The sequence below is a fragment of the Alkalihalobacterium chitinilyticum genome (assembly GCF_029028005.1).
GTDB lineage: Bacteria > Bacillota > Bacilli > Bacillales > Bacillaceae_F > Alkalihalobacterium > Alkalihalobacterium chitinilyticum.
Genome location: NZ_JAOTPO010000020.1, coordinates 1 through 25,313, shown reverse-complemented (window position 1 = coordinate 25,313; position 25,313 = coordinate 1). Strand labels below are relative to the sequence as shown.

The window sequence follows — 25,313 nt, the reverse complement described above, 5'->3', positions numbered from 1 at the left end:
AATCTCAAGTAAGTTATCCTCTTAAAGCCTCTAATCTATTTAGCCATTAGATTCTGTCGTTTCAATATTTAAATTTAGCTTCTCATTCGCCTGTTCGTCTTCATCATCCAGCTCACGCATTTCAATTTCTTCTTCGTTACTAGATAACATCTTAACGTCCATTCCTAAACTTTGAAGCTCTTTGATTAATACTTTAAATGATTCTGGGACTCCTGGTTCTGGGACATTTTCACCTTTAACGATGGCTTCATACGTCTTAACACGTCCAACTACGTCATCGGACTTAACCGTTAAGATTTCTTGTAATGTGTAAGCAGCACCGTAAGCTTCAAGTGCCCAAACCTCCATCTCACCAAAACGCTGACCACCGAATTGTGCTTTACCACCTAGCGGTTGTTGCGTTACTAGAGAGTATGGTCCAGTAGAACGAGCATGTAGTTTGTCATCAACCATGTGAGCAAGTTTGATCATATACATGATCCCTACAGATACACGGTTATCTAATGGCTCACCTGTACGTCCATCAAACAATACTGTTTTACCGTCTCGAGCCATACCAGCTTCTTCAAGTGTTTCCCATACATCTTCTTCACTTGCACCATCGAATACCGGGGATGCCACGTGGATTCCTAAGTAACGTGCTGCCATTCCTATGTGAAGTTCAAGCACTTGTCCGATGTTCATACGCGAAGGTACCCCTAGAGGGTTTAACATGATGTCCACCGGTGTACCATCTGGTAAATAAGGCATATCTTCTTCTGGTAAAATTCTTGAGATAACCCCTTTGTTACCGTGGCGACCCGCCATCTTGTCACCTTCATGAATTTTACGTTTTTGAACGATATATACCCTTACTAATTGGTTAACACCTGGAGGTAATTCATCTCCGTCTTCACGGTTGAAGATTTTTACATCAAGTACAATCCCGTCTCCACCATGTGGTGCACGTAATGATGTATCACGAACTTCTCGAGCCTTTTCACCGAAGATGGCATGTAAAAGTCTTTCTTCTGCAGTTAGTTCTGTTACCCCCTTAGGAGTTACTTTACCAACGAGAATATCACCGTCTTTTACTTCAGCCCCTACACGAATAATTCCTCGCTCATCAAGGTTTTTAAGTGCATCTTCACCAACGTTAGGAATATCACGAGTAATCTCTTCTGGACCGAGCTTCGTATCACGAGCTTCAGACTCATACTCTTCAATATGAACAGATGTATATACATCATCTTTAACTAAACGTTCACTTAGAATAATCGCATCCTCATAGTTATAACCTTCCCAAGTCATGAATGCGACCATAACGTTACGACCTAAAGCCATTTCACCTAATTCCATTGAAGGTCCATCTGCAACGATTTCACGTTTTTCTACGATGTTTCCTTCACTGACAATTGGTACTTGGTTATAGCACGTTCCTTGGTTAGATCGAACAAACTTTTGAAGACGATATTTATCTAAATCACCTTTAATTTCTTTTCCATCTACCTCTTCTAGACGACGAACCCAAACTTCACGGGCTGTAACACGTTCAACAAGCCCACGGTGCTTAGCTACAATCGCTGCACCAGAGTCCTTTGCAGATACGTGCTCCATTCCTGTACCAACAATCGGTGATTCAGGACGAAGTAACGGAACTGCTTGACGTTGCATGTTCGCTCCCATAAGTGCACGGTTCGAGTCATCGTTTTCTAAGAACGGTATACAAGAAGTCGCTGCTGAAACAACCTGTTTAGGAGATACATCCATGTAGTCGACACGATCTCTAGATACAACAATGTTTTCACCTTTAAAACGAGAGATAATATTTTCATCCAAGAATGACCCATCATCACCAAGCTTCATATTCGCTTGGGCTACGATGTAGTTATCTTCTTCGTCAGCTGTTAAGTAATCAATTTGTGCAGTTACTTTTCCAGTCTCAGGGTCAACACGACGGTATGGTGTCTCCATAAAGCCAAACTCGTTTACTTTTGCATAACTCGAAAGTGAGTTGATTAACCCGATGTTTGGTCCCTCAGGTGTTTCAATTGGACACATACGACCATAGTGAGAATAGTGAACGTCACGAACTTCAAACCCGGCACGCTCACGTGTTAATCCACCTGGCCCTAATGCAGATAAACGACGTTTATGTGTTAATTCAGCTAAAGGATTAGTTTGGTCCATGAACTGAGATAACTGAGAGCTTCCAAAGAACTCTTTAATTGACGCAATTACTGGACGTATATTAATTAACGCTTGTGGCGTAATCATATTTGGATCCTGAATTGACATACGTTCACGCACTACTCTTTCCATTCTTGAAAGACCGATACGGAACTGATTTTGTAGTAACTCACCTACAGATCTTAAACGTCGGTTACCTAAGTGGTCGATATCATCTGTATCCCCAACACTATGTAATAGGTTAAAGAAATAGTTAATAGAAGCAATAATATCCGACGGTGTAATATGTTTTACACTTTGCTCCACCATTCCATTCCCGATTACTTGAATAACCTGCTCATTTTCGTGATCATCTGGAGAGTAAATTTTAATCGTTTGAAGCTGAACATCGCCCTCTTCTACAACTCCACCAGAAACCCCAACTTGCTTAAAGCCTACGTTGTTTTCTAGATATGGAATGATTCGATCAAGTGTACGGCGATCTAGCATTGTACCTTCATCCGCAATTACTTCACCTGTTTCAGGATCAACTAATGTTTCTGCTAGACGTTGGTTAAACAAACGGTTTTTAATGTGAAGCTTTTTGTTAATCTTGTAACGACCTACACTCGCTAAATCATAACGCTTCGGATCAAAGAACCTTGATTCTAATAAGCTTTTCGCATTATCTACAGTAGGAGGTTCACCCGGGCGTAAACGCTCATAAATTTCTAATAGCGCTTTATCGGTACCATCAGTATTATCTTTTTCTAACGTATTACGTAGGTACTCATCTTCTCCTAGAAGGTCAATGATCTCTTGATCAGATCCAAAACCTAGCGCACGCAAAAGAACCGTAACAGGTATCTTCCTAGTACGATCTATTCTCACATACACAATATCTTTGGCATCTGTTTCAAGCTCTAACCATGCTCCACGGTTAGGAATAACAGTTGCAGTAAACCCTTTCTTACCGTTTTTATCTATTTTTTTGCTATAATAAACACTTGGTGAACGAACAAGCTGCGATACAATTACGCGCTCTGCTCCATTAATAACGAACGTACCTGTTTCCGTCATTAACGGGAAATCACCCATAAATACTTCTTGCTCTTTTACTTCACCAGTTTCCTTGTTAATTAAACGAACTTTCACACGCAAAGGAGCAGCATATGTAACATCTCGTTCTTTTGATTCATCTACTGGATATTTTGGTTCTCCTAAACTGTAGTCGATAAACTCTAAGACTAGATTCCCTGTAAAATCCTGAATCGGTGAGATGTCTTGAAACATTTCTCGCAAACCCTCATCAAGAAACCATTGATAAGAAGCAGTTTGAATTTCAATTAAGTTTGGTAATTCCAATACTTCTTTAATTCTCGCATAGCTTCTTCGTTGGCGGTGGCGTCCATACTGAACTAGTTGACCTGTCAACTGATTCACCCCTCAAATCTCGCTTATTATAATGTTCTTCACTCAAAAGATCATAACCATTGAGCTATAAGAGTAGTTGGATAATAATGTTATCACAACTATTTCCTACCATTACGACGATTATATAAGTATAACCAACCATATCCATTTTATACAGTAAATTTTACTTGATTTACTCTACTAAATGTGTCTGAAAATTGGCAGTTATACGCATTAAATAACAATAACACAACTGAATATTATAGTCAATTTTTTTGTGCACAAATTATAAAATAACCTTTTTTCTTTTCAACAACCTCAACTGTGGCAAATAACATCTTTAACTTTTCAATGGTAGATGGTGCCCCTTGCTTTTTCTGAATAACAATCCATAACTGTCCGCCTGAAACTAACTTAGCATGTGCTTGTTCATAGATTTGGTGGACTGTGTCCTTCCCTGCACGAATAGGTGGATTTGTTAAAATGGCAGCGAAGTCATTTTTCTCAATTGCTTCAAATAGATTACTTTGGAAAACTTCAACATTACTAATTTTATTTTCATTGGCATTTTCTTTTGACAGCTGTACGGCACGTTCATTAATATCAGCCATGTAGACTGTTCGATCCTTAGTTTCTTTTGCTAAAGCTAAGCCAATCGGACCGTAGCCACACCCCATGTCTAAGAGATCACCTTCTACATTAGGAAATTGAAAAACCTCTATTAATAGACGGCTCCCAAAGTCTATTTCCTTTTTCGAAAATACCCCCGCATCTGAAATAAATCGCAATGTGTTTCCTCTAAGGTCAAAAGTAAAACGATTTCTATTACTCTCAACACTAGGCGTTTCTGAATAATAATGATTGGTCATCTTAACAACCCCACATTTCATCAAAACTTTACTTTGTTTGCGGCTCTATTAACAAAAGAATAGAGTCTACTTTAATTATGGTCTAAAAAGGAATACTTATAGTCATTAAAATGAAAAAAACTGGGTGCGGCTTAGCCTCACCCAGTCTGTTTTTTATGAAATTACTTAACTTCTACAGAAGCACCAGCTTCTTCAAGTTTAGCTTTCATTTCTTCAGATTCTTCTTTAGAAACGCCTTCTTTAATTGGAGCTGGAGCACCATCTACCATAGCTTTAGCTTCTTTTAAGCCAAGACCAGTGATTTCACGTACTACTTTAATAACGTTGATTTTAGATCCGCCAGCACTTGTAAGAATTACGTCGAATTCAGTTTGCTCAGCAGCAGCGTCGCCACCAGCAGCGCCACCCATAACAGCTACAGGAGCAGCTGCAGTTACACCAAACTCTTCCTCGATTGCTTTTACTAAGTCGTTTAATTCTAATACAGTCATTTCTTTGATTGCTTCTAAGATTTGCTCTTTACTCATGATAAATCCTCCTAATCAGATCTTTAATATTTTATCCGAAACTTAAGTTACTGAAACAATTACGCGCCTTGTTCTTCTTTTTGCTCTGCAACAGCTTTTGTAGCCAATGCAAAGTTACGAACAGGAGCTTGAAGTACGCTAAGCAACATAGAAAGTAAACCTTCGCGAGATGGAAGTTCCGCTAAAGCTTTTACTTCTTCAACAGTCGCAATACGACCTTCGATTACACCAGCTTTAATTTCTAGAGCATCATGTTTCTTTGCGAACTCATTGATGATCTTTGCAGGTGCAACAACATCCTCGGTACCAAAAGCAATTGCAGTTGGTCCAACTAGTTGTGCGTCTAACTCAGTTAATTCTACTTCAGCTGTCGCACGACGTGCCATCGTATTTTTATATACTTTGAACTCGACGCCCGCTTCACGAAGTTGTTTACGAAGTTCAGTAACTTCACCTACGTTTAATCCACGATAGTCAACGATAATTGTTGATTTGCTATCACGAAGTTTAGTAGCGATCTCTGTTACGACCTCTTGTTTTTTTGCAAGTACGCTCATTCTTACACCTCCTATGGTTCTTTCATACCGTTCAGAAGCCAATATAAAAACCTCCGCATGTAGACATACGGAGGTCATGTTAGTCATAGATATAACATAAATGACAACCTCGGTAGGGGATTAAGCGATTAACGCACCTACTGTCTACGGTATGGATTGCTATTAATAACTCGATTAATAGAATACCTAAATTAGTATACTCTATCGATCGACTAATGTCAATAAATTATTTACCAACAGATGCTGCGTTAACTTTTACACCAGGACCCATTGTTGATGCAACAGCAACGTTCTTCATGTAAGTTCCTTTTGCTGCAGCAGGTTTAACTTTGTTTAGAGTATCAATAATTGTAGTTAAGTTCTCAACTAGTTTATTTGTTTCAAAAGAAACTTTACCAATTGGACAGTGGATATTTCCAGCTTTATCTACACGGTACTCTACTTTACCAGCCTTAATTTCATTAACAGCTTTTTCTACTTCGAAAGTAACTGTTCCTGTTTTAGGGTTTGGCATTAAACCTTTTGGTCCTAATACACGCCCAAGCTTACCAACTTGACCCATCATGTCAGGAGTCGCAACGATTACATCAAAGTCAAACCAACCTTGGCTGATTTTGTTAATGTAATCTTCATCTCCAACATAATCAGCGCCAGCAGCTTCTGCTTCTTTCGCTTTTTCACCTTTAGCAAATACTAACACACGTTGAGTTTTACCTGTACCATTTGGCAGTACAACTGCTCCACGAATTTGTTGATCTGCTTTCTTAGGATCTACACCAAGACGAACAGCGATTTCAACTGTCTCATCAAACTTAGCAGTAGATGCTTTTTTTACAAGTTCAATTGCTTCTTCAGCAGAATAAACTTGATCACGGTCTACTAATTTCGTAGCTTCTTGATATTTTTTTCCTCGTTTAGCCACTTTCTTTTCCTCCTCGTTTGTGGTTTTATCGGTAGTACCTCCCACTAATAAAGGTTGCGAACCCAACAAAATGTCAGGTAAGGATTCCTCCTAATCGCAACCTCCTGCAACAAACATTAGTCCTCGATAACGATTCCCATGCTTCTCGCTGTTCCTTCAACCATACGCATTGCTGCTTCTACATCAGCTGCGTTTAGGTCAGGCATTTTTGTCTCAGCGATTTCACGTACTTTGTCACGCTTAACAGTTGCGACTTTAGTACGGTTCGGTTCACCAGAACCAGACTCGATACCAGCTGCTTTCTTAAGAAGAACTGCAGCAGGTGGAGTTTTAGTGATAAATGTAAAAGAACGGTCTTCAAATACCGTAATTTCAACCGGAATGATTAAACCAGCTTGATCAGAAGTACGAGCATTGAATTCTTTACAGAAGCCCATAATGTTTACTCCAGCTTGTCCTAGTGCAGGACCAACTGGCGGTGCTGGGTTTGCTTTCCCTGCAGGAATTTGTAACTTAACCATTTTAATAACCTTTTTAGCCACGCGACACACCTCCTTAGTCCGTGATGTGGTAACCGGGTTTTCACCCTCCCACTCATTAACAGGTATTCACTTTTTTGAATACCCATATCAAACAAAATAATATTATCACTTTGAAACTAAGATATCAAGTTCTTTTAAAAACTATTTATATCCAATTTAGCGTCAAAAGATAACAAACCACCTTAAATAGACACTGAAACAAGACAGCATCTGAAAAAAATTAAAGCCCCCTAACTCAAGGGGCTTATGATCAGATTACCTTTTCAACTTGAGTAAACTCCAATTCAACCGGGGTTTCTCGACCAAACATATTGACGTGTACTTTAACTTTTCTTTTATCAGCTTGAATTTCTTCAATCGTACCGATAAAGTTCGCAAAAGGACCTTCAATTACTCTTACTGACTCTTTAATTTCAAAGTCAATATCAGCTCTCGGTTCATCAACACCCATTTGTTTTAAAATTCCTTCTACTTCTTCTGGCAGTAAAGCAGTCGGCTTAGAACCCGCCCCTGCTGACCCTACAAACCCCGTAACTCCAGGCGTATTACGAACAACATACCAAGAATCATCGGTCATAACCATTTCAACAAGTACATAACCAGGAAACACTTTCTTTGTAACAGTTTTGCTTTTTCCATTCTTAATTTCAGTTTCTTCTTCAACTGGAACAAGAACACGGAAAATTTTATCTGTCATATCCATTGTTTCGACTCGCATCTCAAGGTTAGTTTTCACTTTGTTTTCGTAACCAGAATAAGTGTGAACAACATACCAGTTTTTCTCCATACATCTTAGGACTAAACTTGTCCTTCCCTCCTCTATGGATAAACTCCAAGAATTACTCGATCAACTTTTATCCTAAAATTAAACGAAGCAAACTTGAAATCCCTAGATCAACTACTGCAAAAAAGACTGAAATAAAAGCAACTGTTCCGAGTACGACTAACGTATAACGTGTCAACTCTTTGCGCGTCGGCCAAGTTACTCGTTTCAATTCAGCCATTACTTGACGTAAAAATTTCCAAATGCTTGTTCTTTCACGCTCAGCCAATCATGACACCTCCAGCACTCATCACTTGAGTAAGCAACCATTTATTAAATAATAAAAAAGACTTGCTGTCTTTTCATTTTGTTTCTTGGTGAAGTGTATGTGTTTTGCAAATTTTGCAAAACTTCTTCATTTCAATGCGGACCGCTTGGTTCTGCATATTCTTATCTGTTGTGTAATTTCTTGATTTACATTCTGAACAGGCTAGTACAGCTTTTTTCCGCATCGAGCACCTCCGAAAAAAACAATTAAGAAATGCTTACATTCTTTTAAACTCTATCATAACGGCTAATTAGTGTCAATAAAGCAATTGGGGTCCATTTCCATTATGTGCATAAAAACAAAAAAATAAACATAAGGCTAACTCTGCTCCAACTTACACCTTTGTATCCAGTGTACACTTTCACTTTAGCAACCTTATGCTTAGTTTCTAATTTTATAAACTTATTCCTTTTAATTCAACGTACCGCTCTAACTTCCTCTTAACTCTTTGTAGTGCATTGTCTATTGATTTCACATGCCGATTTAAGTCTGCTGAAATTTCTTGGTACGACCGTCCGTCTAGGTACAACATCAAAACTTTACGTTCCAATTCACTTAAAATCTCACCCATTTTAAGCTCTATGTCATCAAATTCTTCTTGATTTATGAGTAATTCTTCAGGATTAGTCACTTTAGTGCCGCAAATGACATCAAGGAGCGTTCGATCTGATTCTTCATCATACAATGGTTTATCAAGGGATACATATGAATTTAGTGGAATATGTTTTTGACGGGTTGCTGTTTTAATAGCTGTAATAATTTGTCTCGTAATACAAAGTTCTGCAAACGCTTTAAACGAAGAAAGCTTGTCCTCTTTGTAGTCACGTATCGCTTTATAAAGACCAATCATACCTTCCTGTACAATATCTTCGTGATCAGCACCAATTAAAAAATATGATCTCGCCTTTGCGCGTACAAAGTTCTTGTACTTATTAATCAAGTACTCTAAAGCCGCGCTATCTCCCTCTCTAACCTTCTCCACTAATAATTCATCTTCAGTTTGTCCTATATTCGGGTGTATCGTCTCCTTGATTTGAGTGCTCACATAAATCCCTCCGACCATGACTGATGTTTAGATATAAAATTATTATATAGTACCTTTTTTGGAAGCGTCAACCACTCAAGAGTCGCCTCGACGCCATTTTTCAAAAATTTCAGCCATTTCCTTAGAAAGTGAAATTCTTGTCGAAATTGCTGGTTTTCGCCTGTTTTCGACATCTTTCTTAATGCCTTTTTCTGCCGTCTCCATTTCAATTTGAAGCTCACGAGCAGACTTCCTTAAGGCACCGCTGCCAAAAATGACAGACTGTTCAGTAAAGTCGGATGTAGCTACATAAATTCGAGTTACGACGTTTTTGAGTTCCTTTACTAGTTTTTCGATTCGTTCATCGGCTGTTTCATTCTCTCGGGTATAAATCACCTGCACTCGATGATTTTTATACTTCTTACCTACTCCAGGAACCATATGGGCATCAAACACTAACATAACTCTAATTCCTGTAAAAGCTTGGTACTCTGCCATCTTTTCAATTAATTGATCTCTAGCCAGATTTAGGTCCTTGTTCTTTAATATCCTTAGTTCAGGCCATGCCCCAATGATGTTATAGCCATCCACTAACAAAATATCTTTCATTTTAGCCCCTGCCTAATGGGTTGCGGTGACGGTAAACCTCGTACATTAAAAGACTTGCTGCTACAGAAGCATTTAAAGATGTTACTTGACCGACCATCGGGATTTTTACTAGAAAGTCACATTTCTCCTTAATCAGGCGGCTTATTCCCTTTCCTTCACTGCCAATAACTAGACCAATGGACATATTAAAGTTCGCTTGCCTATAATCTTCAGTTCCTTGAGCATCCGTTCCTGCAAACCATAAACCTTTATCTTTCAATTCGTCCATTGTCCGAGCTAAATTCGTTACGCGTACAACTGGCACATGTTGAATTGCTCCCGTTGAAGCTTTTGCCACAGCTTGAGTTAACCCTACCGCTCTTCGTTTTGGTATGATCACACCATGAGCCCCAACCGCATCAGCTGTTCTTATAATCGAACCTAAATTATGCGGGTCTTCTATTTCATCTAAAACGAGAAAGAATGGATCTTCATTTCGCTCTCTAGCTCGCTTAAATAAATCATCCATTTCAGCATATTGATACGCAGCAATTGAAGCAACTACACCTTGATGGTTTGGTGAGTCAACGAGTTGTTCAAGCTTTCGTTTAGGTACATGTTGAACGATTACGCCATTTTCTTTTGCAAGTTGCAGCACTTTAGCAACTTGTCCCTTTTGAGTGCCTTCACCTATCCAGATTTTATTGATCGGATGAGATGCTTTTAGTGCCTCTATAACTGGATTTTTTCCCATAATGAATTCTACTTCTTTACTCATAACCGAACTAGCCCTCTCTTTCTATTAAAAAGAACATTCTTTGAATAATTTCATCCAATCGACTTTGATTACCTAATAGATAATGATAGCCAAGTAACGCTTCGAAAGCCGTACTGTAACGATACGTATTATGATCTGTATTTTTAGGGATTGTTCCTGATTTAGCATTACGACCTCTCATAATGACACTCTGTTCTTCTTCTGTAAAAAAGTTTTCTTCTAGTAACGTACCAATTACTTTAGCTTGTGCCTTAGCTGAAACATAACGAGTTGCCTCATGATGAAGCTTATTAGGTCTTGTTTTTCCAATTGCAATTAAGTGGCAGCGTACATAGGTGTCTAAGATTGCATCACCCATGTACGCTAATGCTAATGCATTTAACTGTTTAGCATCGATACTATGATCACTAATTTTCATTGAACTATGACCTCTTCCAGCGAACGCCTTGTGGTGTATCTTCAAGAATAATTCCTTTTGCTTTTAAATCATCTCTAATTTGATCTGCTAAGGCAAAGTCACGGTTTTTTCGAGCATTAGTACGATCTTCAATTAACTGTTCGATTTCCTCATCCAGTAATTCTTGCTTTACCTCTAGTTTGATCCCTAATACAGAACCTAATTCAGTTAATTGCTTATGAAATGCTTCTAACACAGCTTTTGAAGTTTGTTCTTCACGTAAATAAACATTCGCTTCTTTAGCGAGATCAAACAGAACCGAAACGGCATTCGCCGTATTAAAGTCATCATCCATTTCCTTTACGAAGCGTTCTTTATAACTGTCTACTTTTCCAATCCACGTCTCCGCTTCTTTCCCTAGATCTGCACTTTCAGCTAAACGATGTTTAAGGTTTTCAACTGTAGTTTGAAGTCGCTCCAGCCCATTTTTTGCACTTTCTAACAACTCACCGCTAAAATTAATCGGACTTCTATAGTGAGCAAGCAACATGAAGAACCTTACGACATCTGGTGAATGTTGTTGAATAATGTCATGTACCAACACGAAATTTCCGAGTGATTTCGACATTTTTTCGTTATCTATTTTAATATAACCATTATGAATCCAGTAATTTGCCATCGTTTTCCCAGTTAAAGCTTCAGACTGAGCGATTTCATTCTCATGGTGAGGGAAAGTTAAATCCTGACCTCCAGCATGAATATCAATTGTATCGCCTAAATATTTTTTTACCATCGCTGAACACTCAATATGCCAGCCTGGTCTCCCTTTTCCCCAAGGACTATCCCAAGAGATTTCATCTGCTTTTTCTGCTTTCCATAGCGCAAAATCCAGCGGATCGTCTTTCCCTAGGTCAACTTCTATACGTGCTCCTGACTGAAGATCTTCCACGGACTGGTCAGAAAGCTTCCCATATCCATCAAATTTTCTTGTTCGATAATAAACATCACCATTAACTTCATAAGCATAGCCTTTCTCAATTAAAGCCGAGATAAAGTCGATAATCTCTGGTATCGTTTCTGTTACTCTCGGGTGATGATCGGCTTTTTCTACGCCTAATGCACAAGTATCCTCGTGATACGCATGAATAAATCGCTCAGCAATCGTTGGTACATCTTCACCTAATTCTTTTGCTGCACGAATAAGTTTGTCATCCACATCGGTAAAATTTGAAATATACGAAACTTCATATCCACGGTATTGGAAATATCGACGAACCACATCGAAGACGATAGCCGGTCTTGCATTACCAATGTGAATGTAATTATAGACAGTAGGTCCGCATACATACATCTTTACTTTACCTTCTTCAATCGGAACAAATTTTTCTTTTTTTCTACTGAGTGTATTATATAAATAGATTGCCATAGCAATTCAACTCCTAATCCTAGTCTTTTTCAATAACCTGTTTTCGCTTATAATATTCAATTTCCGTTCGAAGTGCATCAATTTGATTTTCTAACTCACGAAACTTATCTGAAATTGGATCCGGTAAATTATGGTGGTCCAAATCCCCTTTTACTTTCACTCCATCCTGAAGCACTACTTTTCCAGGGATACCAACGACGGTAGAATTTTTCGGTACCTCCTTGAGAACAACAGACCCCGCTCCAATTCTCGCATTTTCTCCGATTGTAAATGATCCTAAGATCTTTGCTCCTGAGGCAATTAAGACATTATCCTCAATCGTTGGGTGACGCTTTCCTTTTTCTTTACCAGTTCCGCCTAATGTTACACCTTGATAAATGGTTACATTATCACCAATCTCACACGTTTCCCCAATAACGACTCCCATTCCGTGGTCAATAAATAAACGCTGACCGATTTGTGCTCCTGGATGAATTTCAATTCCTGTAAAAAAGCGACTAATCTGTGAAATCGAACGGGCAAAGAAATACAGCTTTCGTTTCCAAAACCAGTGTGCCAACCGATGAGACCAAATGGCGTGTACACCGGAATAGGTAAAAATGACTTCTAAACGACTTCTGGCCGCCGGATCTTGTTCAAATACGACATCAATATCATTTTTTAACGTTTGAAAAACTTTCTTCATACGTACCTCCCCCATCGCCTTGTTAACTTAAATGGTGAAAAGCGCATAGAAAAAAGCGTCTCTGTGCATATGCACAGAGACGCTTTCGGCGCGGTTCCACTCTGTTTAAGCAATGTATTATTGCTTCTCCTCTTCTACGATAACGGCGTAACCGCTCTTACCTACTTAAGCGTTCAATAAGAGACTCTAAGGCGCAACTTCAGAACGACTAATCTTAAACCACTTTCAGCCTAGATGGTTCTCTCTGAAAAGACAGCTACGTTCCTACTCTACCTTGTCTTCGTTTTAACTTGTTTAGTTATGTTGTAACGCTTGCCTCAGACGCTGAATGATCATCTCTTTTCCAAGCAGCTCAAGAGTATCTGGAAGATCACGTCCGTGCGTTTGTCCTGTTGTCGCTACACGAATTGGCATAAATAATTTTTTCCCTTTATGCCCGGTTGCTTTTTGTGTTGCTTTTGTTGCCTTATTAATGTTTTCTGCCGTATATGTTTCTGTTGCTTCAAGCTCATTAATAAACTGTTGCAGTACTTCAGGAACTTGCTCTTCAGCTAATATTCCTTTTGCTTCTTCATTATAATCGATTTCTGATTTGAAAAACAACTCTGTAAGCTCAACGATTTCAGCACCGTAAGACATTTGCTCTTGATACAATCCAATTAAACGCTTTGCCCAATCTTTTTGCTCAGGAGACATCTCTTGCGGAATCCTACCCGCACGAATTAAATGCGGTAAAGCCAGTTCAACTACACGATCTAAATCAGCTTCTTTCATGTATTGGTTGTTCATCCATGCTAATTTATCGGTATCAAATACAGCTGGGGCTTTTGCTACTCTATCTAAGCCGAATTGTTCAATTAGCTCCGCTTTTGTAAACTTTTCTTCTTCTCCAACCGGCGACCAGCCTAACAGTGCTAAGAAATTAACGATCGCTTCAGGCAAGTATCCTAAATCACGGTACTGCTCTACAAATTGAATAATTGATTCATCACGCTTACTCATTTTTTGACGGTCTGAGTTTAGGATAAGTGAAGCATGAGCAAATTTGGGTACTTCCCATCCAAATGCGTCATAAAGCATCGCCTGGCGCGGCGTATTTGATAAGTGCTCTTCTCCGCGAATGACGTGGGAAATTTTCATTAGATGATCATCAACCACTACGGCAAAATTGTACATTGGAATTCCGTCTTTTCGAGCGATAACAAAGTCACCGATTCCATCAGACTCAAAGCTTACTTCGCCGCGAACCGCATCATCAATCACATACGTCTTCCCTTCTTGTACACGGAAGCGCACAACTGGTTTAAGACCTTTTTCTTCGTACGCTTTTCTTTGCTCCTCTGTTAAATCTCGATCTCTGCCACTATATTTCGGATTTTCACCTCGAGCGATTTGAGCTTCGCGTTCTGCTTCAAGTTCTTCCTCCGTCATATAACAATAGTACGCTTTCTTCTCATCAATCAGCTGTTGAAGATATTTTTTATAAATATCTAAACGCTCCATACAACTATATGGGCCGTATTCACCACCGATATCTACACTCTCATCCCACTCAATTTGAAGCCATTTTAAGCTCTCTAACAGCTTCTCCTGGGCACTTTCTACATTTCTTGCTTGATCAGTATCTTCTATACGTAAAATAAATTTCCCGCCTTGATTTCGCGCATATAAATAATTAAAAAGAGCGGACCTTGCTCCTCCGATATGTAAGTGCCCTGTAGGACTAGGGGCAAAACGTACTCTCACTTCATTTGACATAGTGACACCTTCCCATTCTCTCGTTTCGCATAGTTATTCTGTAACATATTATTACGAACTGAAGCTTTTCGGTCAAGCGTTTTAGGAAAACTTGACGCAAAGACACACATGTTCCATAGAGTTTATATTCAAGCTGCTGTTTATTCTTTTGTTAATAAAATAACAGCTTGAGCAGCGATACCTTCACCTCTGCCAGTAAAACCAAGTTTTTCAGTTGTCGTTGCCTTTACATTTACTTGATCAACAGTACCCTCCAACAGTTGGGCAATTCGTTCTCTCATTCGGGAAATGTGAGGCGCCATTTTGGGCTGTTGGGCAATAATCGTACAATCAATATTTCCCAGTGAATAACCGTTCATTTTTACAATCTCCCAGACATGTTCCAGCAACTTTGCTGAATCGGCATCTTTAAATTCAGGATCTGTATCAGGAAAATGTTTTCCGATATCCCCCTCCCCGATTGCACCTAAGGCCGCATCAGCAATCGTATGTAACAAAACATCTGCATCGGAATGACCCAGTAAGCCTTTCTCATAATCTATTTCAATTCCACCAATAATAAGCGGACGTCCTTCTACTAATTGATGAACATCAAAGCCTTGTCCAACTCTAATCATCATTCTTTCCCCTTTCGACTCGCTAATATTGCTTCGGCAAATAATAGGTCTTCTGGTGTTGTTAATTTCATATTTAAATAATCACCTTCAACGATTGCCACAACTTCATTCATATTTTCAACTAAACTTGCATCATCTGTTCCTAAGAAAGACTGTTGTTTCGCCAGCTCATGTGCTTTTTTTATAAGTGACAGACGAAAAGCTTGTGGGGTTTGAACAGCCCACAAGCTTGAACGCTCCATCGTTGTTTCGACTTTGCTTTCAGTTACTTTTTTAATCGTATCTTTTACAGGAACCGCTATAACAGCTGCTCCGGTTTCATTTGCACATAGAACTAATTCGTGGATTTTGGCTTGTTCAATAAAAGGGCGAGCACCATCATGAATGAGGACGATCGTTTCATCTTTTATCGCGTCTAATCCATTAGCGACACTATATTGTCTTTCTGAGCCACCCATCACATAGTCATTCACTTTTTGAAGGTTAAAATCATGAACTAAATTCTTCATGACTTCTTTCTCTTCTTGATTAGTAACTAGAATGATTTCACGGCACCAGGGATCTTTTTCAAATACAAGAAGAGTATGAATAATAAGTGGAATGCTGGATAATTGCAAAAATTGTTTGTTCTGTCCTGCCTTCATTCGTTTTCCTTGCCCTGCTGCAGGAATAACTACTGAATAGTTCATAATTCCTCACCACTCGCACAAATATTTCTATAATGCTTTTTCAAGTAATTTAGGCTTAGCAAAAATCATTCGTCCTGCGCTTGTTTGAAGAACACTCGTAACAATAACATCTATTTGTTTACCAATGTAATCTCGACCGCCTTCAACAACGATCATCGTCCCGTCATCCAAGTAAGCGACACCTTGATTGTGCTCTTTTCCATCTTTTATCACTTGAACATTTAATTCTTCACCAGGAAGTACAACTGGCTTAACTGCATTTGCTAAGTCATTAATATTTAATACAGGTACACCTTGCAACTCACAAACTTTATTTAAATTAAAGTCGTTTGTAACGACAACTCCTGAAAGCAATTTCGCCAGCTTCACTAACTTGCTGTCGACTTCTTGAATTTCATCAAAATCGCCTTCATAGATTTCAACCTTGATTGGTAATTCTTTTTGGATTTTATTCAGAATATCCAATCCGCGGCGACCACGGTTTCGTTTTAGCACATCCGAAGAGTCCGCAATATGTTGTAGTTCTTCCAATACAAATTCAGGAATGATTAATGTCCCCTCTAAAAAACCAGTCTTACAAATATCTGCTATGCGACCGTCGATAATAACACTAGTATCTAATAATTTCATCGAACCGCTTCGTTCTTTTTCGACGTCTCCATCTTTCTTTTTGTCTTTGCGTTGTGCGACCGAAAAGAGGTTTATAAGTTCGTCACGCTTTTTAAATCCAATTTGAAAACCAAAGTAACCCAAGAAAAAAGTAATAAAGATCGGTAAAACTGAGCTGATCACAGGTACTTGGATGGCGTCAATGGGGATCCCGATTAAATATGCAACAATTAAACCTACAATAAGACCCATTGTCCCAAAAAGTACGTCGGTTATCGGTGCTTTGACAATGGCTTCTTCCATCAACTTCATCAAACCAACGATATAATCAGCTAACCAAAAAGTAGAAAGATAAAAAATAATTGCTCCAAAAACAGCTCCTGCATAAGAACTCATAACCCAATTTGGTAACTCACCAAAATTTAGGATTTCAATTACTTCAGGAATGAATAGAAACCCTAATGTCCCACCTATTAGGACAAAAAATAGTTGGACTATTCGTTTTAGCATGATTTCACCTCCTTTTATTATTATAGACAAACTTTTTCTTTTGAAACGTGTCAACCTATATTTTCCACAAATTCACACAAAAATTTGTAAGTGTTATACACTTAACCGTATCAGATGTACTTGTTTAATGTCAATCCAAAACTCTCCATTATATATCTATCCCCTAAATTCGTCAACATACTACAACTAAAATACTCTTTTTGTCGAAATAGATTATATATGCCGATCTATAAATAATTGTTCCTGAATTCGATTTAACCCATGTTTGATCATCTTGGCACGCGCTTCTCCAATTCCTTCAACTTCATCAAGCTCTTTAATAGATGCAACCATAATTTGACTTAAATCCCCGTATGTATCTATTAAATTCTCTATCACAAGAGATGGTAAACGTGGAATTTTATACAGTATACGATATCCCCTAGGACAGACGGTCTGCTCTTGAATATTGAAGTTTTTCGAGTATCCTAACAACTTAACGACAAGCTGCTCGTCTAGTAATTCTTCGTTTGATAGCTTTTGTAAATCTTTTAACGTTTCATAAGCATCTTGTGACTTCTCTTTGACGTAGTCCTTAATTAAAAGAACCGCTTCTTTTTCAATATTAGAGACAAGTTCATTCAGCTGCATTGTAATGAGTCGCCCTTCGCTGCCTAGCTCGTTTACATAGTTTAAGATTTCGTTTTTTATGCGTAATACCATTTGTACTCGATGAATGACTTGAAATACTTCTTGAAACGTGACAAGTTCCTCGAACTCTAATGCCCCTAGATTTGTAATCCCTTGGTCTAATACTGTTTTGTATTTTTCCAACGTTTGGATCGCTTGGTTAGCCTTCGTTAGAATAACGCCAATATCTCGTAATGAATATTGATGCTCTCCTTTATACAGCGTAATAACATTACGGCGTTGTGATATTGAGATGACTAAGTTCCCTGTTTGTTTTGCAACCCGCTCAGCTGTTCGATGACGAATACCTGTTTCATTCGAAGAAATGGAGTTATTAGGATTAAGTTGCGTATTGGCATATAAGATGCGTTTTCCATCTTCGCTTAAAATGATGGCTCCATCCATTTTAGCTAGTTCATATAAGTAAGCTGGTGAAAACTCACAATCGATAAAAAAACCGCCATCCACAATATTTTGCATCTCTGCGGTGTACCCTAAAACAATTAATCCGCCCGTTTTAGCCCTTAGTACATTATCAATACCATCTCTTAATGCTGTCCCTGGCGCTACTAGTTTTAAAATATCGGTGATAAACTTTCCTTTTCTTCGTTCTTCCATTTTTAGCCTCCTAGTGCAACATCTAGAGCATCTTCAAGCGTTTCCACCCCAATGACTTGGATGCCTTTTGGGATCGTCCAGCCTCCGATATTTTTTTGAGGAATAATCGCCCGCTTGAATCCAAGCTTCGCCGCCTCATTTATTCGTTGCTCAATTCTAGCTACTCGTCTAACTTCTCCTGTTAATCCTACTTCTCCAATCATTACATCTGTCGGTTGCGTAGATTGATTTCTAAAGCTGGATGCAATACTTAACGCAATAGCTAAATCTATAGCTGGCTCATCTAAACGAACCCCGCCGGCTACATTTAAATAGGCATCTTGGCTTTGTAATAGCAAACCAACTCGCTTTTCCAATACTGCCATTAAGAGAGACACTCGATTATGGTCAATTCCTGTAGCCATTCTTCTAGGGTTACCAAAGCTTGTAGGCGAAACAAGTGCTTGAATTTCAACTAAAACTGGCCTTGTACCCTCCATCGAAGCCACGACTGTCGAGCCTGCAGCCCCTTCTGTTCTTTCTTCTAGAAAGATTTCAGATGGATTAACGACTTCTTCTAGGCCGCCTTCCTTCATCTCAAATATCCCGATTTCATTCGTTGATCCAAAGCGATTTTTCACTGCTCTCAATATTCGATAGGTATGGTGCCTTTCTCCTTCAAAGTAAAGAACGGAATCTACCATATGCTCTAATAATTTAGGACCAGCAATTGAACCTTGTTTTGTAACGTGTCCGACGATAAAAATGGCAATTCCTTTCGTTTTGGCTATTCTCATAAACGCCGCAGTACATTCTCTGACTTGTGAAACACTCCCCGGTGCAGACGTAACATCCTGCTGAAACACCGTTTGAATAGAGTCAATCACAACGAGTGTTGGTTGAATATCGTTAATCGCTTTCTCAATGTAATCAACATCAGTCTCCGATAGTACATATAATTGATCAGCTAAGACACCTAATCGGTCTGCCCTTAGCTTGGTTTGTTTCATTGATTCTTCTCCAGAAATATAAAGCACTTTATAAGAATTCTTAGCTAACTGATAAGAAAGCTGAAGTAAGATCGTTGACTTCCCAATACCGGGATCTCCACCAACTAATACGAGTGAGCCTGGCACTATGCCTCCGCCCAATACACGATTTAACTCTTTCATTTCAGTACTAATTCTTTCCTCAAGTTCATTTTCTACTTTTGTGATGGATTGTGGTCGATTTGAAGTTTCAGTACGCTCTCCGGTAACAAAGCTTCGCCCTTTCGTCGCAGACTCAACAAATTCTTCGACCATCGAATTCCAGCTTTGACAGCCTGGACATTTCCCCATCCATTTCGTTGATTCATAACCACATTCTTGACATACAAACTTCGTTTTCTTTTTCGCCATTCTGTTCCCCTCTTTATAACCTACTCTTATGTTAATTGTATCATGAATGGTTTTTAGAAAAACACGACTTATTAACAAAAGAACATATAAGTCGACGGGTTTTCCTTCTTTATACTGTATGATTAAAAAGAACTGAAAGAGAAAGTATCTCCCCCAGTTCCCGTCTTTTGAGCTATAACTTTTAGACTTGTGCACTTTCTTTTGTTTCAACGACAAGCTCATTATCTTTTACATCGATAATCGCTTTTTGTCCTTTTTTAATATTTCCTTTTAATAATTCTTCAGATAGACGGTCTTCGACTTGTTTTTGCAGGGCTCGACGCAGTGGACGCGCTCCATACTCTGGGTCAAATCCTTCATCCGAAATTTTGTCTTTGGCTGCTTCAGTTAATTCAAATTGAATTCCTTGTTCAGCAAGACGCTTTTCTAATTGTTCAGCCATTAAACTAATGATTTCACGGATATGTTTCTTCTCAAGAGAATGGAAGACTATAATCTCATCGATACGATTTAGGAATTCTGGACGGAAGCTGTTTTTTAGCTCCGTCATTACTTTGCCTTTCATATCTTTATAGTTTTGATCTTCACTATCTACCGTGAAACCTAGTGATTTGTTTTTACGAAGGGTACTAGCACCTACGTTCGACGTCATAATAACAGCAGTATTTCTAAAGTCTACTGTACGGCCTTTAGAGTCCGTTAATCTTCCGTCTTCTAGTACTTGTAGTAAAATATTAAATACCTCAGGGTGCGCTTTTTCAATTTCATCTAGTAATATAACGGAATATGGATTACGGCGTACTTTCTCGGTCAACTGTCCACCCTCATCATGACCAACATATCCTGGAGGCGAACCAACTAGACGACTTGTTGCATGCTTTTCCATATATTCGGACATATCAATACGGATAAACGCATCTTCATCGCCAAATAACGTTTCTGCAACCGCACGAGCAAGTTCCGTTTTACCTACACCTGTAGGACCCAAGAAGATAAATGAGCCAATTGGACGTTTTGGATCTTTTAAACCGGCACGTGCACGACGAACGGCCTTAGAAATAGCTTTTACAGCCTCCCCTTGACCAATTACACGTTTGTGAAGAATTTCTTCCATACGTAGAAGACGGTCTGTTTCTTCTTCTACTAGTCTTGATACAGGAATTCCTGTCCAACTCGTGACGACTTGGGCAATATCTTCTACCGTCACTTCAGTATTTTCTTGTCCTTGTTTCTTTTTCCACTCATTTTTCATAGAATCTAGTTCTTCTCGTAAACGTTGTTCTGAGTCACGTAATGAAGCAGCTTTTTCAAACTCTTGGCTTTGAACTGCTGCATCTTTTTCTTTTCGAGTTTCTTCAAGTCTTCCTTCAAGTTCTTTTAAGTTCGGTGGTGCAGTATAGGAACGTAAACGGACTTTTGAAGCCGCTTCATCAATTAAATCAATCGCTTTGTCTGGTAAAAAGCGGTCAGGAATATAACGATCGGACAATTTAACTGCTTCTTCAATCGCAGCATCTGTTATCGTTACACGGTGATGCGCCTCATAACGGTCACGTAACCCTTTTAAAATTTGAACAGACTCATCATTTGTCGGCTCGTTAACTTGGATTGGCTGGAAACGACGCTCTAAAGCCGCATCTTTTTCAATGTACTTACGGTACTCATCTATAGTAGTAGCACCAATACATTGTAATTCTCCGCGAGCAAGTGAAGGCTTTAAAATATTTGATGCGTCAATTGCTCCTTCAGCTCCCCCAGCTCCAATTAGAGTATGAAGCTCATCAATAAATAAGATTACGTTACCAGCTTGACGAATTTCATCCATTACTTTTTTCAAACGGTCTTCAAACTCACCACGATATTTTGTACCGGCTACAACCGTACCCATATCTAAAGTCATCACACGCTTATTACGTAAAGTTTCTGGAACTTCATTATTTATTATCGCTTGGGCCAAACCTTCTGCAATCGCTGTTTTACCAACCCCTGGTTCACCAATAAGAACTGGATTATTTTTTGTACGGCGACTAAGAACTTGGATCACACGTTCAATTTCTTTACTTCTTCCAATCACAGGATCTAACGCTTCTTCTTTAGCAATAGCGGTAAGATCACGCGCTAGACTATCCAGCGTTGGTGTGTTGGCATGTGCAGTTGTTCCAGATTGTTGGCTGCCACCTGATGCTTCGCTGCTTCCAAGTAGTTGCAGTACTTGTTGGCGAGCTTTATTTAAGCTAACCCCTAAATTGTTCAGGACACGCGCTGCTACACCTTCTCCTTCACGAATTAATCCTAATAAAATATGTTCAGTTCCAACGTAGGAATGACCTAATTTTCTTGCTTCATCCATTGAAAGTTCAATGACTTTTTTTGCACGTGGAGTGTAGTGGATGGTCTTCGTTCCTTCTTGACCAGTACCGATTAACGTTTCTACTTCATTTTGGATTTTATCTGAACCTAAACCTAATGCTTGAAGGGCTTTGGCTGCAATACCTTCTCCTTCACGAATAAGACCTAGTAGAATATGTTCAGTCCCAATATTATTATGACCAAGACGGATCGCCTCTTCTTGTGCTAAAGCCAATACTTTTTGAGCTCTTTCTGTAAATCTTCCAAACATCATATTCATCCACCTCCAAGATTATTTCCGGACGTCTTCTAGTTTGAGACGTTCTCTAATTAGTGCTGCTCTTCGCTCATCTCTTTGATTTGGAGAGAGCGTTTCCCCGGCGAACTGCTGTAAAAATCCTGGCTGAGTTAATATCATAAGTTCATTAAGGATATTGCCTGAAATACCTTCAATTAAACCTAGATCAATTCCTAATCGTACTTCTGATAAGCGCTGTGCCGCTTCCTTTGACTCCATAATTCGGCTATTTGATAAAACTCCAAAAGAACGATAGACACGATCCTCTAATTGGATTTTTGAGGATTGTAATAACATTTCTCTTGCTGAGCGTTCTTGTTGAATTAATTGCATAACCACTCCACGTAAGTCTTCAACAATATCTTGTTCTGATTTTCCTAGCGTCATTTGATTTGATATTTGGAACAGGTTCCCTAAGGCTTCACTACCTTCACCGTAAATTCCTCGAACAACTAAACCTAGTTGATTAATAGCTGGTAGTATCTTATTTAGTTGTTGTGTCATGACCAAGGCAGGAAGGTGCATCATAACTGAAGCCCTCAAGCCAGTTCCTACATTCGTTGGACAGCTAGTTAAGTACCCTCTTTTTTCATCAAAAGCATACGTCAACTTATCTTCAATCCAATCATCTAATCCACTAGCAAGTACTAGCCCTTCGCTTAACTGAAATCCAGAAAACAAGCATTGGATCCGAAGATGATCTTCTTCATTAATCATGATGCTGACGGATTCATCCTCACTCAATAGCACTGCACCATGCTTTGATTCTTCTGATAAATGAGGACTGATTAAATGTTTTTCAACCAGAACTTTCTTTACATTCGCTTTTAAATCATCCATATGGAGTAACTCTAGTTGGCCAACTGAGTTATAAGGGTTTTTCAATAAGTTTGTGCTAATGTGGTTAACAATTAACTTTGCTTCCTCCATAGTAGCGAGAATAGGGAACGTAAAATCTTTTAGGTTCCTAGCTAATCTTATTCGACTACTCAACACAATATCCGAATCTGGTCCATCTTTTTTCATCCAAGGGCTGATTGCTTCACTAATAAAACGTTCAAGTGACATAAATTACGCCTCCCCTTGATTGAATATCGATTTTTCTAAAGAACGGATATGATCTCTTACAGTCGCAGCTTCTTCAAATTCTTCTTTCGCAATGTGCTGTTGTAACGCCTCTTTTAACGTATTAATCTTCCTGCGAACCTCTATAGTTCCACCGATTCTTTTAGGTATTTTTCCTGAGTGTGAGTGATTACCGCTATGGACTTTCTTTAAAATAGGATCAAGTTTATCACTAAAGGTTTGATAACAAGTCGCACACCCAAATCTACCAGTTCGAACAAACTGTTCATAAGACATTTCACATTTTTTACAAGTTAATGGCTGCCTTGGATTTATTCCTGACGTTTGCCCTTTAGAAACAGGTTGTTCGAAGTTTAATAAACCTGACAACAATTGATGAATAGAAAAACTATTCGACCCTGGAAAGTACTCTCCTTTTTCTTTCGCACAATGTTCACATATATGGAACTCGGTTTTTTCACCGTTTATTATTTTAGTGAAGTGTAAAGTGGCAGGGCGTTTATTACACTCCTGACAAATCATGAAAACCACCTCTCCCTTCAAACATTAGGTACGGATTGTATGAGAAGAAAACCATAGCTACTCTCGATATTTTAAAGTTTGGAGCATGGATTTGAGAACATTCGCCCGAATATAATCCCGCAGTAAAGGGTTATTCGTATTAAATAATGTGGGATCAATCACACTAAACATTAAATTCGCTTCACGCTTAGATACAGCACCCTCTTCGTATAACCTTGAAATCAAGTCTTCTGCATTGGCTTGACTTACCTTTTCACCAATGAGTTGTATCATATGTTCAAAGAGATCTGCTTTATTGTGCGCTTTTACTTTTATTATTCGAATGTAGCCGCCTCCGCCGCGTTTACTTTCAACAATATAGCCTCTTTCAATGGTGAAGCGCGTACTGATCACATAATTTATTTGTGATGGAACACATTGAAATTGTTTCGCAAGTTCGCTTCTTTTAATTTCTATAAGCTCGCCATCACTATTTGTTAAAATACTTTTTAAATACTGCTCAATAATATCAGAGATATTTCTCATCATGCCCCCTCCCTTGACTTTGACTATATTTGACTATATTAATTATAAAAAAAATAACAGAGAGTTGCAAACACATACACCTATAATTATTGCCCAAAATATGAGTTTCATTCGATTTTATGCGTTTTATGTATCTTAAAGAATCTTTTCGAGATTAACATGCAAAAATCCTCTTTCTTGATAACACAAATTAGCAGAAACATTACAGATTATCCGTTACTGTTAGTAACTTATGCTCAAGTTTTGAAATTGTAACAAAACCTCCATTTTCTCGACCTAAAACAAGATCCTTCGCCTTTAAATTCGACGTTAGTAAGAATGATAATAGTAAGGATGGTTAGGATTATTGTTTTGTTTTTAACTAAGTTCGGTGCTATTGCTTCGAGGGGTACGGGTGTATGGTTTTAATAGATAATTTGGCTTCGCGAGGATTGTGTCATTGGAATGATTGATGTTCGTCTATTGTTTCACGGACTGAGAGGCTCTTATTTATACTAAAATCATAGTTTTGATGACCTATGAGGACTGAGTGGACTTATGTCAAGAAAGTGGACACCTAAATAACGAATTTTAGTTTTTCCATATTATTAAAACAGTAGGCCCTTCTTCACTTTTTAAAAGCATAGATGATGCCGTGGATGCATCAAGCCCAACCCGCTTGACCCAACCACTCTATCATCTGGTTGGTGGTTAGGTGAAGAAGGAGCCTAACTGCCT

25 protein-coding genes and 2 other annotated features are annotated in these 25,313 nt (G+C 38.7%); all 25 genes read right to left on the bottom strand.

Features of this window, described 5'->3' with window-relative positions:
• Nucleotides 1-39: 39 nt before the first annotated feature.
• The 25 genes from rpoB to N7Z68_RS20450 all read right to left on the bottom strand — a co-directional run bounded on the left by rpoB (nt 40) and on the right by N7Z68_RS20450 (nt 24,596).
• Nucleotides 40-3,582, bottom strand: a complete 3,543-nt coding sequence (gene rpoB, locus N7Z68_RS20570) for a DNA-directed RNA polymerase subunit beta (protein WP_275120351.1) — start codon at nt 3,580-3,582, stop codon at nt 40-42.
• Nucleotides 3,583-3,827: 245 nt separating this feature from the next.
• Complete coding sequence (locus tag N7Z68_RS20565) at nt 3,828-4,430, bottom strand: class I SAM-dependent methyltransferase (protein ID WP_275120350.1); 603 nt, start codon at nt 4,428-4,430, stop codon at nt 3,828-3,830.
• A gap of 161 nt (nt 4,431-4,591) precedes the next feature.
• Nucleotides 4,592-4,957, bottom strand: coding sequence for a 50S ribosomal protein L7/L12 (rplL, locus tag N7Z68_RS20560; protein ID WP_275120349.1), 366 nt, complete (start codon nt 4,955-4,957; stop codon nt 4,592-4,594).
• A gap of 59 nt (nt 4,958-5,016) precedes the next feature.
• On the bottom strand, nt 5,017-5,514 hold the full coding sequence (gene rplJ / locus N7Z68_RS20555) for a 50S ribosomal protein L10 (protein ID WP_275120348.1): 498 nt from the start codon (nt 5,512-5,514) through the stop codon (nt 5,017-5,019).
• Between the two features lie 35 nt (nt 5,515-5,549).
• Nucleotides 5,550-5,682, bottom strand: a sequence feature (ribosomal protein L10 leader region).
• Between the two features lie 58 nt (nt 5,683-5,740).
• The gene (rplA, locus tag N7Z68_RS20550) at nt 5,741-6,481 is read right to left on the bottom strand and encodes a 50S ribosomal protein L1 (RefSeq protein ID WP_275120397.1); all 741 of its coding nucleotides are present in this window, start codon (nt 6,479-6,481) and stop codon (nt 5,741-5,743) included.
• 71 nt (nt 6,482-6,552) lie between these two features.
• Nucleotides 6,553-6,978, bottom strand: coding sequence for a 50S ribosomal protein L11 (rplK, locus tag N7Z68_RS20545; protein WP_275120347.1), 426 nt, complete (start codon nt 6,976-6,978; stop codon nt 6,553-6,555).
• A 250-nt stretch (nt 6,979-7,228) separates the two neighbouring features.
• The gene (gene nusG / locus N7Z68_RS20540) at nt 7,229-7,765 is read right to left on the bottom strand and encodes a transcription termination/antitermination protein NusG (RefSeq protein ID WP_275120346.1); all 537 of its coding nucleotides are present in this window, start codon (nt 7,763-7,765) and stop codon (nt 7,229-7,231) included.
• Nucleotides 7,766-7,832: 67 nt separating this feature from the next.
• Complete coding sequence (gene secE, locus N7Z68_RS20535; protein WP_275120345.1) at nt 7,833-8,030, bottom strand: preprotein translocase subunit SecE; 198 nt, start codon at nt 8,028-8,030, stop codon at nt 7,833-7,835.
• Nucleotides 8,031-8,103: 73 nt separating this feature from the next.
• A complete protein-coding gene (gene rpmG, locus N7Z68_RS20530; protein WP_275120344.1) occupies nt 8,104-8,253 on the bottom strand; it encodes a 50S ribosomal protein L33 in 150 nt (49 codons plus the stop codon).
• Nucleotides 8,254-8,463: 210 nt separating this feature from the next.
• Nucleotides 8,464-9,132 carry an RNA polymerase sporulation sigma factor SigH gene (gene sigH, locus N7Z68_RS20525; RefSeq protein WP_275120343.1) on the bottom strand — a complete coding sequence of 223 codons (669 nt, stop codon included), beginning with the start codon at nt 9,130-9,132 and terminating at the stop codon, nt 8,464-8,466.
• Nucleotides 9,133-9,189: 57 nt separating this feature from the next.
• Nucleotides 9,190-9,702, bottom strand: a complete 513-nt coding sequence (locus N7Z68_RS20520) for an NYN domain-containing protein (protein WP_275120342.1) — start codon at nt 9,700-9,702, stop codon at nt 9,190-9,192.
• A gap of 1 nt (nt 9,703) precedes the next feature.
• Nucleotides 9,704-10,459 (bottom strand): 23S rRNA (guanosine(2251)-2'-O)-methyltransferase RlmB, encoded by a 756-nt coding sequence (gene rlmB / locus N7Z68_RS20515; RefSeq protein ID WP_275120341.1) that lies wholly within the window; start codon nt 10,457-10,459, stop codon nt 9,704-9,706.
• A gap of 7 nt (nt 10,460-10,466) precedes the next feature.
• Complete coding sequence (locus tag N7Z68_RS20510) at nt 10,467-10,877, bottom strand: Mini-ribonuclease 3 (RefSeq protein ID WP_275120340.1); 411 nt, start codon at nt 10,875-10,877, stop codon at nt 10,467-10,469.
• A 4-nt stretch (nt 10,878-10,881) separates the two neighbouring features.
• On the bottom strand, nt 10,882-12,282 hold the full coding sequence (cysS, locus tag N7Z68_RS20505) for a cysteine--tRNA ligase (RefSeq protein ID WP_275120339.1): 1,401 nt from the start codon (nt 12,280-12,282) through the stop codon (nt 10,882-10,884).
• Between the two features lie 19 nt (nt 12,283-12,301).
• Nucleotides 12,302-12,967 (bottom strand): serine O-acetyltransferase, encoded by a 666-nt coding sequence (gene cysE / locus N7Z68_RS20500; RefSeq protein WP_275120338.1) that lies wholly within the window; start codon nt 12,965-12,967, stop codon nt 12,302-12,304.
• A 72-nt stretch (nt 12,968-13,039) separates the two neighbouring features.
• Nucleotides 13,040-13,257, bottom strand: a binding site (T-box leader).
• 4 nt (nt 13,258-13,261) lie between these two features.
• Nucleotides 13,262-14,725, bottom strand: coding sequence for a glutamate--tRNA ligase (gene gltX / locus N7Z68_RS20495; RefSeq protein WP_275120337.1), 1,464 nt, complete (start codon nt 14,723-14,725; stop codon nt 13,262-13,264).
• Nucleotides 14,726-14,865: 140 nt separating this feature from the next.
• Nucleotides 14,866-15,342: a 2-C-methyl-D-erythritol 2,4-cyclodiphosphate synthase gene (gene ispF, locus N7Z68_RS20490; RefSeq protein ID WP_275120396.1), complete on the bottom strand. Its 477-nt coding sequence runs from the start codon at nt 15,340-15,342 to the stop codon at nt 14,866-14,868.
• Nucleotides 15,342-16,031, bottom strand: coding sequence for a 2-C-methyl-D-erythritol 4-phosphate cytidylyltransferase (ispD, locus tag N7Z68_RS20485; protein WP_275120336.1), 690 nt, complete (start codon nt 16,029-16,031; stop codon nt 15,342-15,344). The genes ispF and ispD overlap by 1 nt, the downstream gene beginning before the upstream one ends.
• Nucleotides 16,032-16,058: 27 nt before the next feature.
• Nucleotides 16,059-17,150: a PIN/TRAM domain-containing protein gene (locus N7Z68_RS20480; protein ID WP_275120335.1), complete on the bottom strand. Its 1,092-nt coding sequence runs from the start codon at nt 17,148-17,150 to the stop codon at nt 16,059-16,061.
• A 213-nt stretch (nt 17,151-17,363) separates the two neighbouring features.
• Complete coding sequence (gene disA / locus N7Z68_RS20475; RefSeq protein ID WP_275120334.1) at nt 17,364-18,437, bottom strand: DNA integrity scanning diadenylate cyclase DisA; 1,074 nt, start codon at nt 18,435-18,437, stop codon at nt 17,364-17,366.
• 2 nt (nt 18,438-18,439) lie between these two features.
• Nucleotides 18,440-19,816, bottom strand: coding sequence for a DNA repair protein RadA (radA, locus tag N7Z68_RS20470; protein ID WP_275120333.1), 1,377 nt, complete (start codon nt 19,814-19,816; stop codon nt 18,440-18,442).
• Between the two features lie 181 nt (nt 19,817-19,997).
• On the bottom strand, nt 19,998-22,439 hold the full coding sequence (gene clpC, locus N7Z68_RS20465) for an ATP-dependent protease ATP-binding subunit ClpC (protein ID WP_275120332.1): 2,442 nt from the start codon (nt 22,437-22,439) through the stop codon (nt 19,998-20,000).
• Between the two features lie 18 nt (nt 22,440-22,457).
• The gene (mcsB, locus tag N7Z68_RS20460; RefSeq protein WP_275120331.1) at nt 22,458-23,531 is read right to left on the bottom strand and encodes a protein-arginine kinase McsB; all 1,074 of its coding nucleotides are present in this window, start codon (nt 23,529-23,531) and stop codon (nt 22,458-22,460) included.
• 3 nt (nt 23,532-23,534) lie between these two features.
• The gene (mcsA, locus tag N7Z68_RS20455; protein ID WP_275120330.1) at nt 23,535-24,071 is read right to left on the bottom strand and encodes a protein-arginine kinase activator protein McsA; all 537 of its coding nucleotides are present in this window, start codon (nt 24,069-24,071) and stop codon (nt 23,535-23,537) included.
• 57 nt (nt 24,072-24,128) lie between these two features.
• A complete protein-coding gene (locus tag N7Z68_RS20450; RefSeq protein WP_275120395.1) occupies nt 24,129-24,596 on the bottom strand; it encodes a CtsR family transcriptional regulator in 468 nt (155 codons plus the stop codon).
• Nucleotides 24,597-25,313 lie beyond the last annotated feature (717 nt).

Coding starts and splice junctions, on each gene's coding strand:
- N7Z68_RS20565 (WP_275120350.1), bottom strand. CDS start 4,430: ATGACCAATCATTATTATTCAGAAACGCCTAGTGTTGAGAGTAATAGA.
- rplL (WP_275120349.1), bottom strand. CDS start 4,957: ATGAGTAAAGAGCAAATCTTAGAAGCAATCAAAGAAATGACTGTATTA.
- rplJ (WP_275120348.1), bottom strand. CDS start 5,514: ATGAGCGTACTTGCAAAAAAACAAGAGGTCGTAACAGAGATCGCTACT.
- nusG (WP_275120346.1), bottom strand. CDS start 7,765: ATGGAGAAAAACTGGTATGTTGTTCACACTTATTCTGGTTACGAAAAC.
- rpmG (WP_275120344.1), bottom strand. CDS start 8,253: ATGCGGAAAAAAGCTGTACTAGCCTGTTCAGAATGTAAATCAAGAAAT.
- sigH (WP_275120343.1), bottom strand. CDS start 9,132: ATGGTCGGAGGGATTTATGTGAGCACTCAAATCAAGGAGACGATACAC.
- N7Z68_RS20520 (WP_275120342.1), bottom strand. CDS start 9,702: ATGAAAGATATTTTGTTAGTGGATGGCTATAACATCATTGGGGCATGG.
- rlmB (WP_275120341.1), bottom strand. CDS start 10,459: ATGAGTAAAGAAGTAGAATTCATTATGGGAAAAAATCCAGTTATAGAG.
- N7Z68_RS20510 (WP_275120340.1), bottom strand. CDS start 10,877: ATGAAAATTAGTGATCATAGTATCGATGCTAAACAGTTAAATGCATTA.
- cysS (WP_275120339.1), bottom strand. CDS start 12,282: ATGGCAATCTATTTATATAATACACTCAGTAGAAAAAAAGAAAAATTT.
- cysE (WP_275120338.1), bottom strand. CDS start 12,967: ATGAAGAAAGTTTTTCAAACGTTAAAAAATGATATTGATGTCGTATTT.
- gltX (WP_275120337.1), bottom strand. CDS start 14,725: ATGTCAAATGAAGTGAGAGTACGTTTTGCCCCTAGTCCTACAGGGCAC.
- ispF (WP_275120396.1), bottom strand. CDS start 15,342: ATGATTAGAGTTGGACAAGGCTTTGATGTTCATCAATTAGTAGAAGGA.
- ispD (WP_275120336.1), bottom strand. CDS start 16,031: ATGAACTATTCAGTAGTTATTCCTGCAGCAGGGCAAGGAAAACGAATG.
- N7Z68_RS20480 (WP_275120335.1), bottom strand. CDS start 17,150: ATGCTAAAACGAATAGTCCAACTATTTTTTGTCCTAATAGGTGGGACA.
- disA (WP_275120334.1), bottom strand. CDS start 18,437: ATGGAAGAACGAAGAAAAGGAAAGTTTATCACCGATATTTTAAAACTA.
- radA (WP_275120333.1), bottom strand. CDS start 19,816: ATGGCGAAAAAGAAAACGAAGTTTGTATGTCAAGAATGTGGTTATGAA.
- clpC (WP_275120332.1), bottom strand. CDS start 22,439: ATGATGTTTGGAAGATTTACAGAAAGAGCTCAAAAAGTATTGGCTTTA.
- mcsB (WP_275120331.1), bottom strand. CDS start 23,531: ATGTCACTTGAACGTTTTATTAGTGAAGCAATCAGCCCTTGGATGAAA.
- mcsA (WP_275120330.1), bottom strand. CDS start 24,071: ATGATTTGTCAGGAGTGTAATAAACGCCCTGCCACTTTACACTTCACT.
- N7Z68_RS20450 (WP_275120395.1), bottom strand. CDS start 24,596: ATGAGAAATATCTCTGATATTATTGAGCAGTATTTAAAAAGTATTTTA.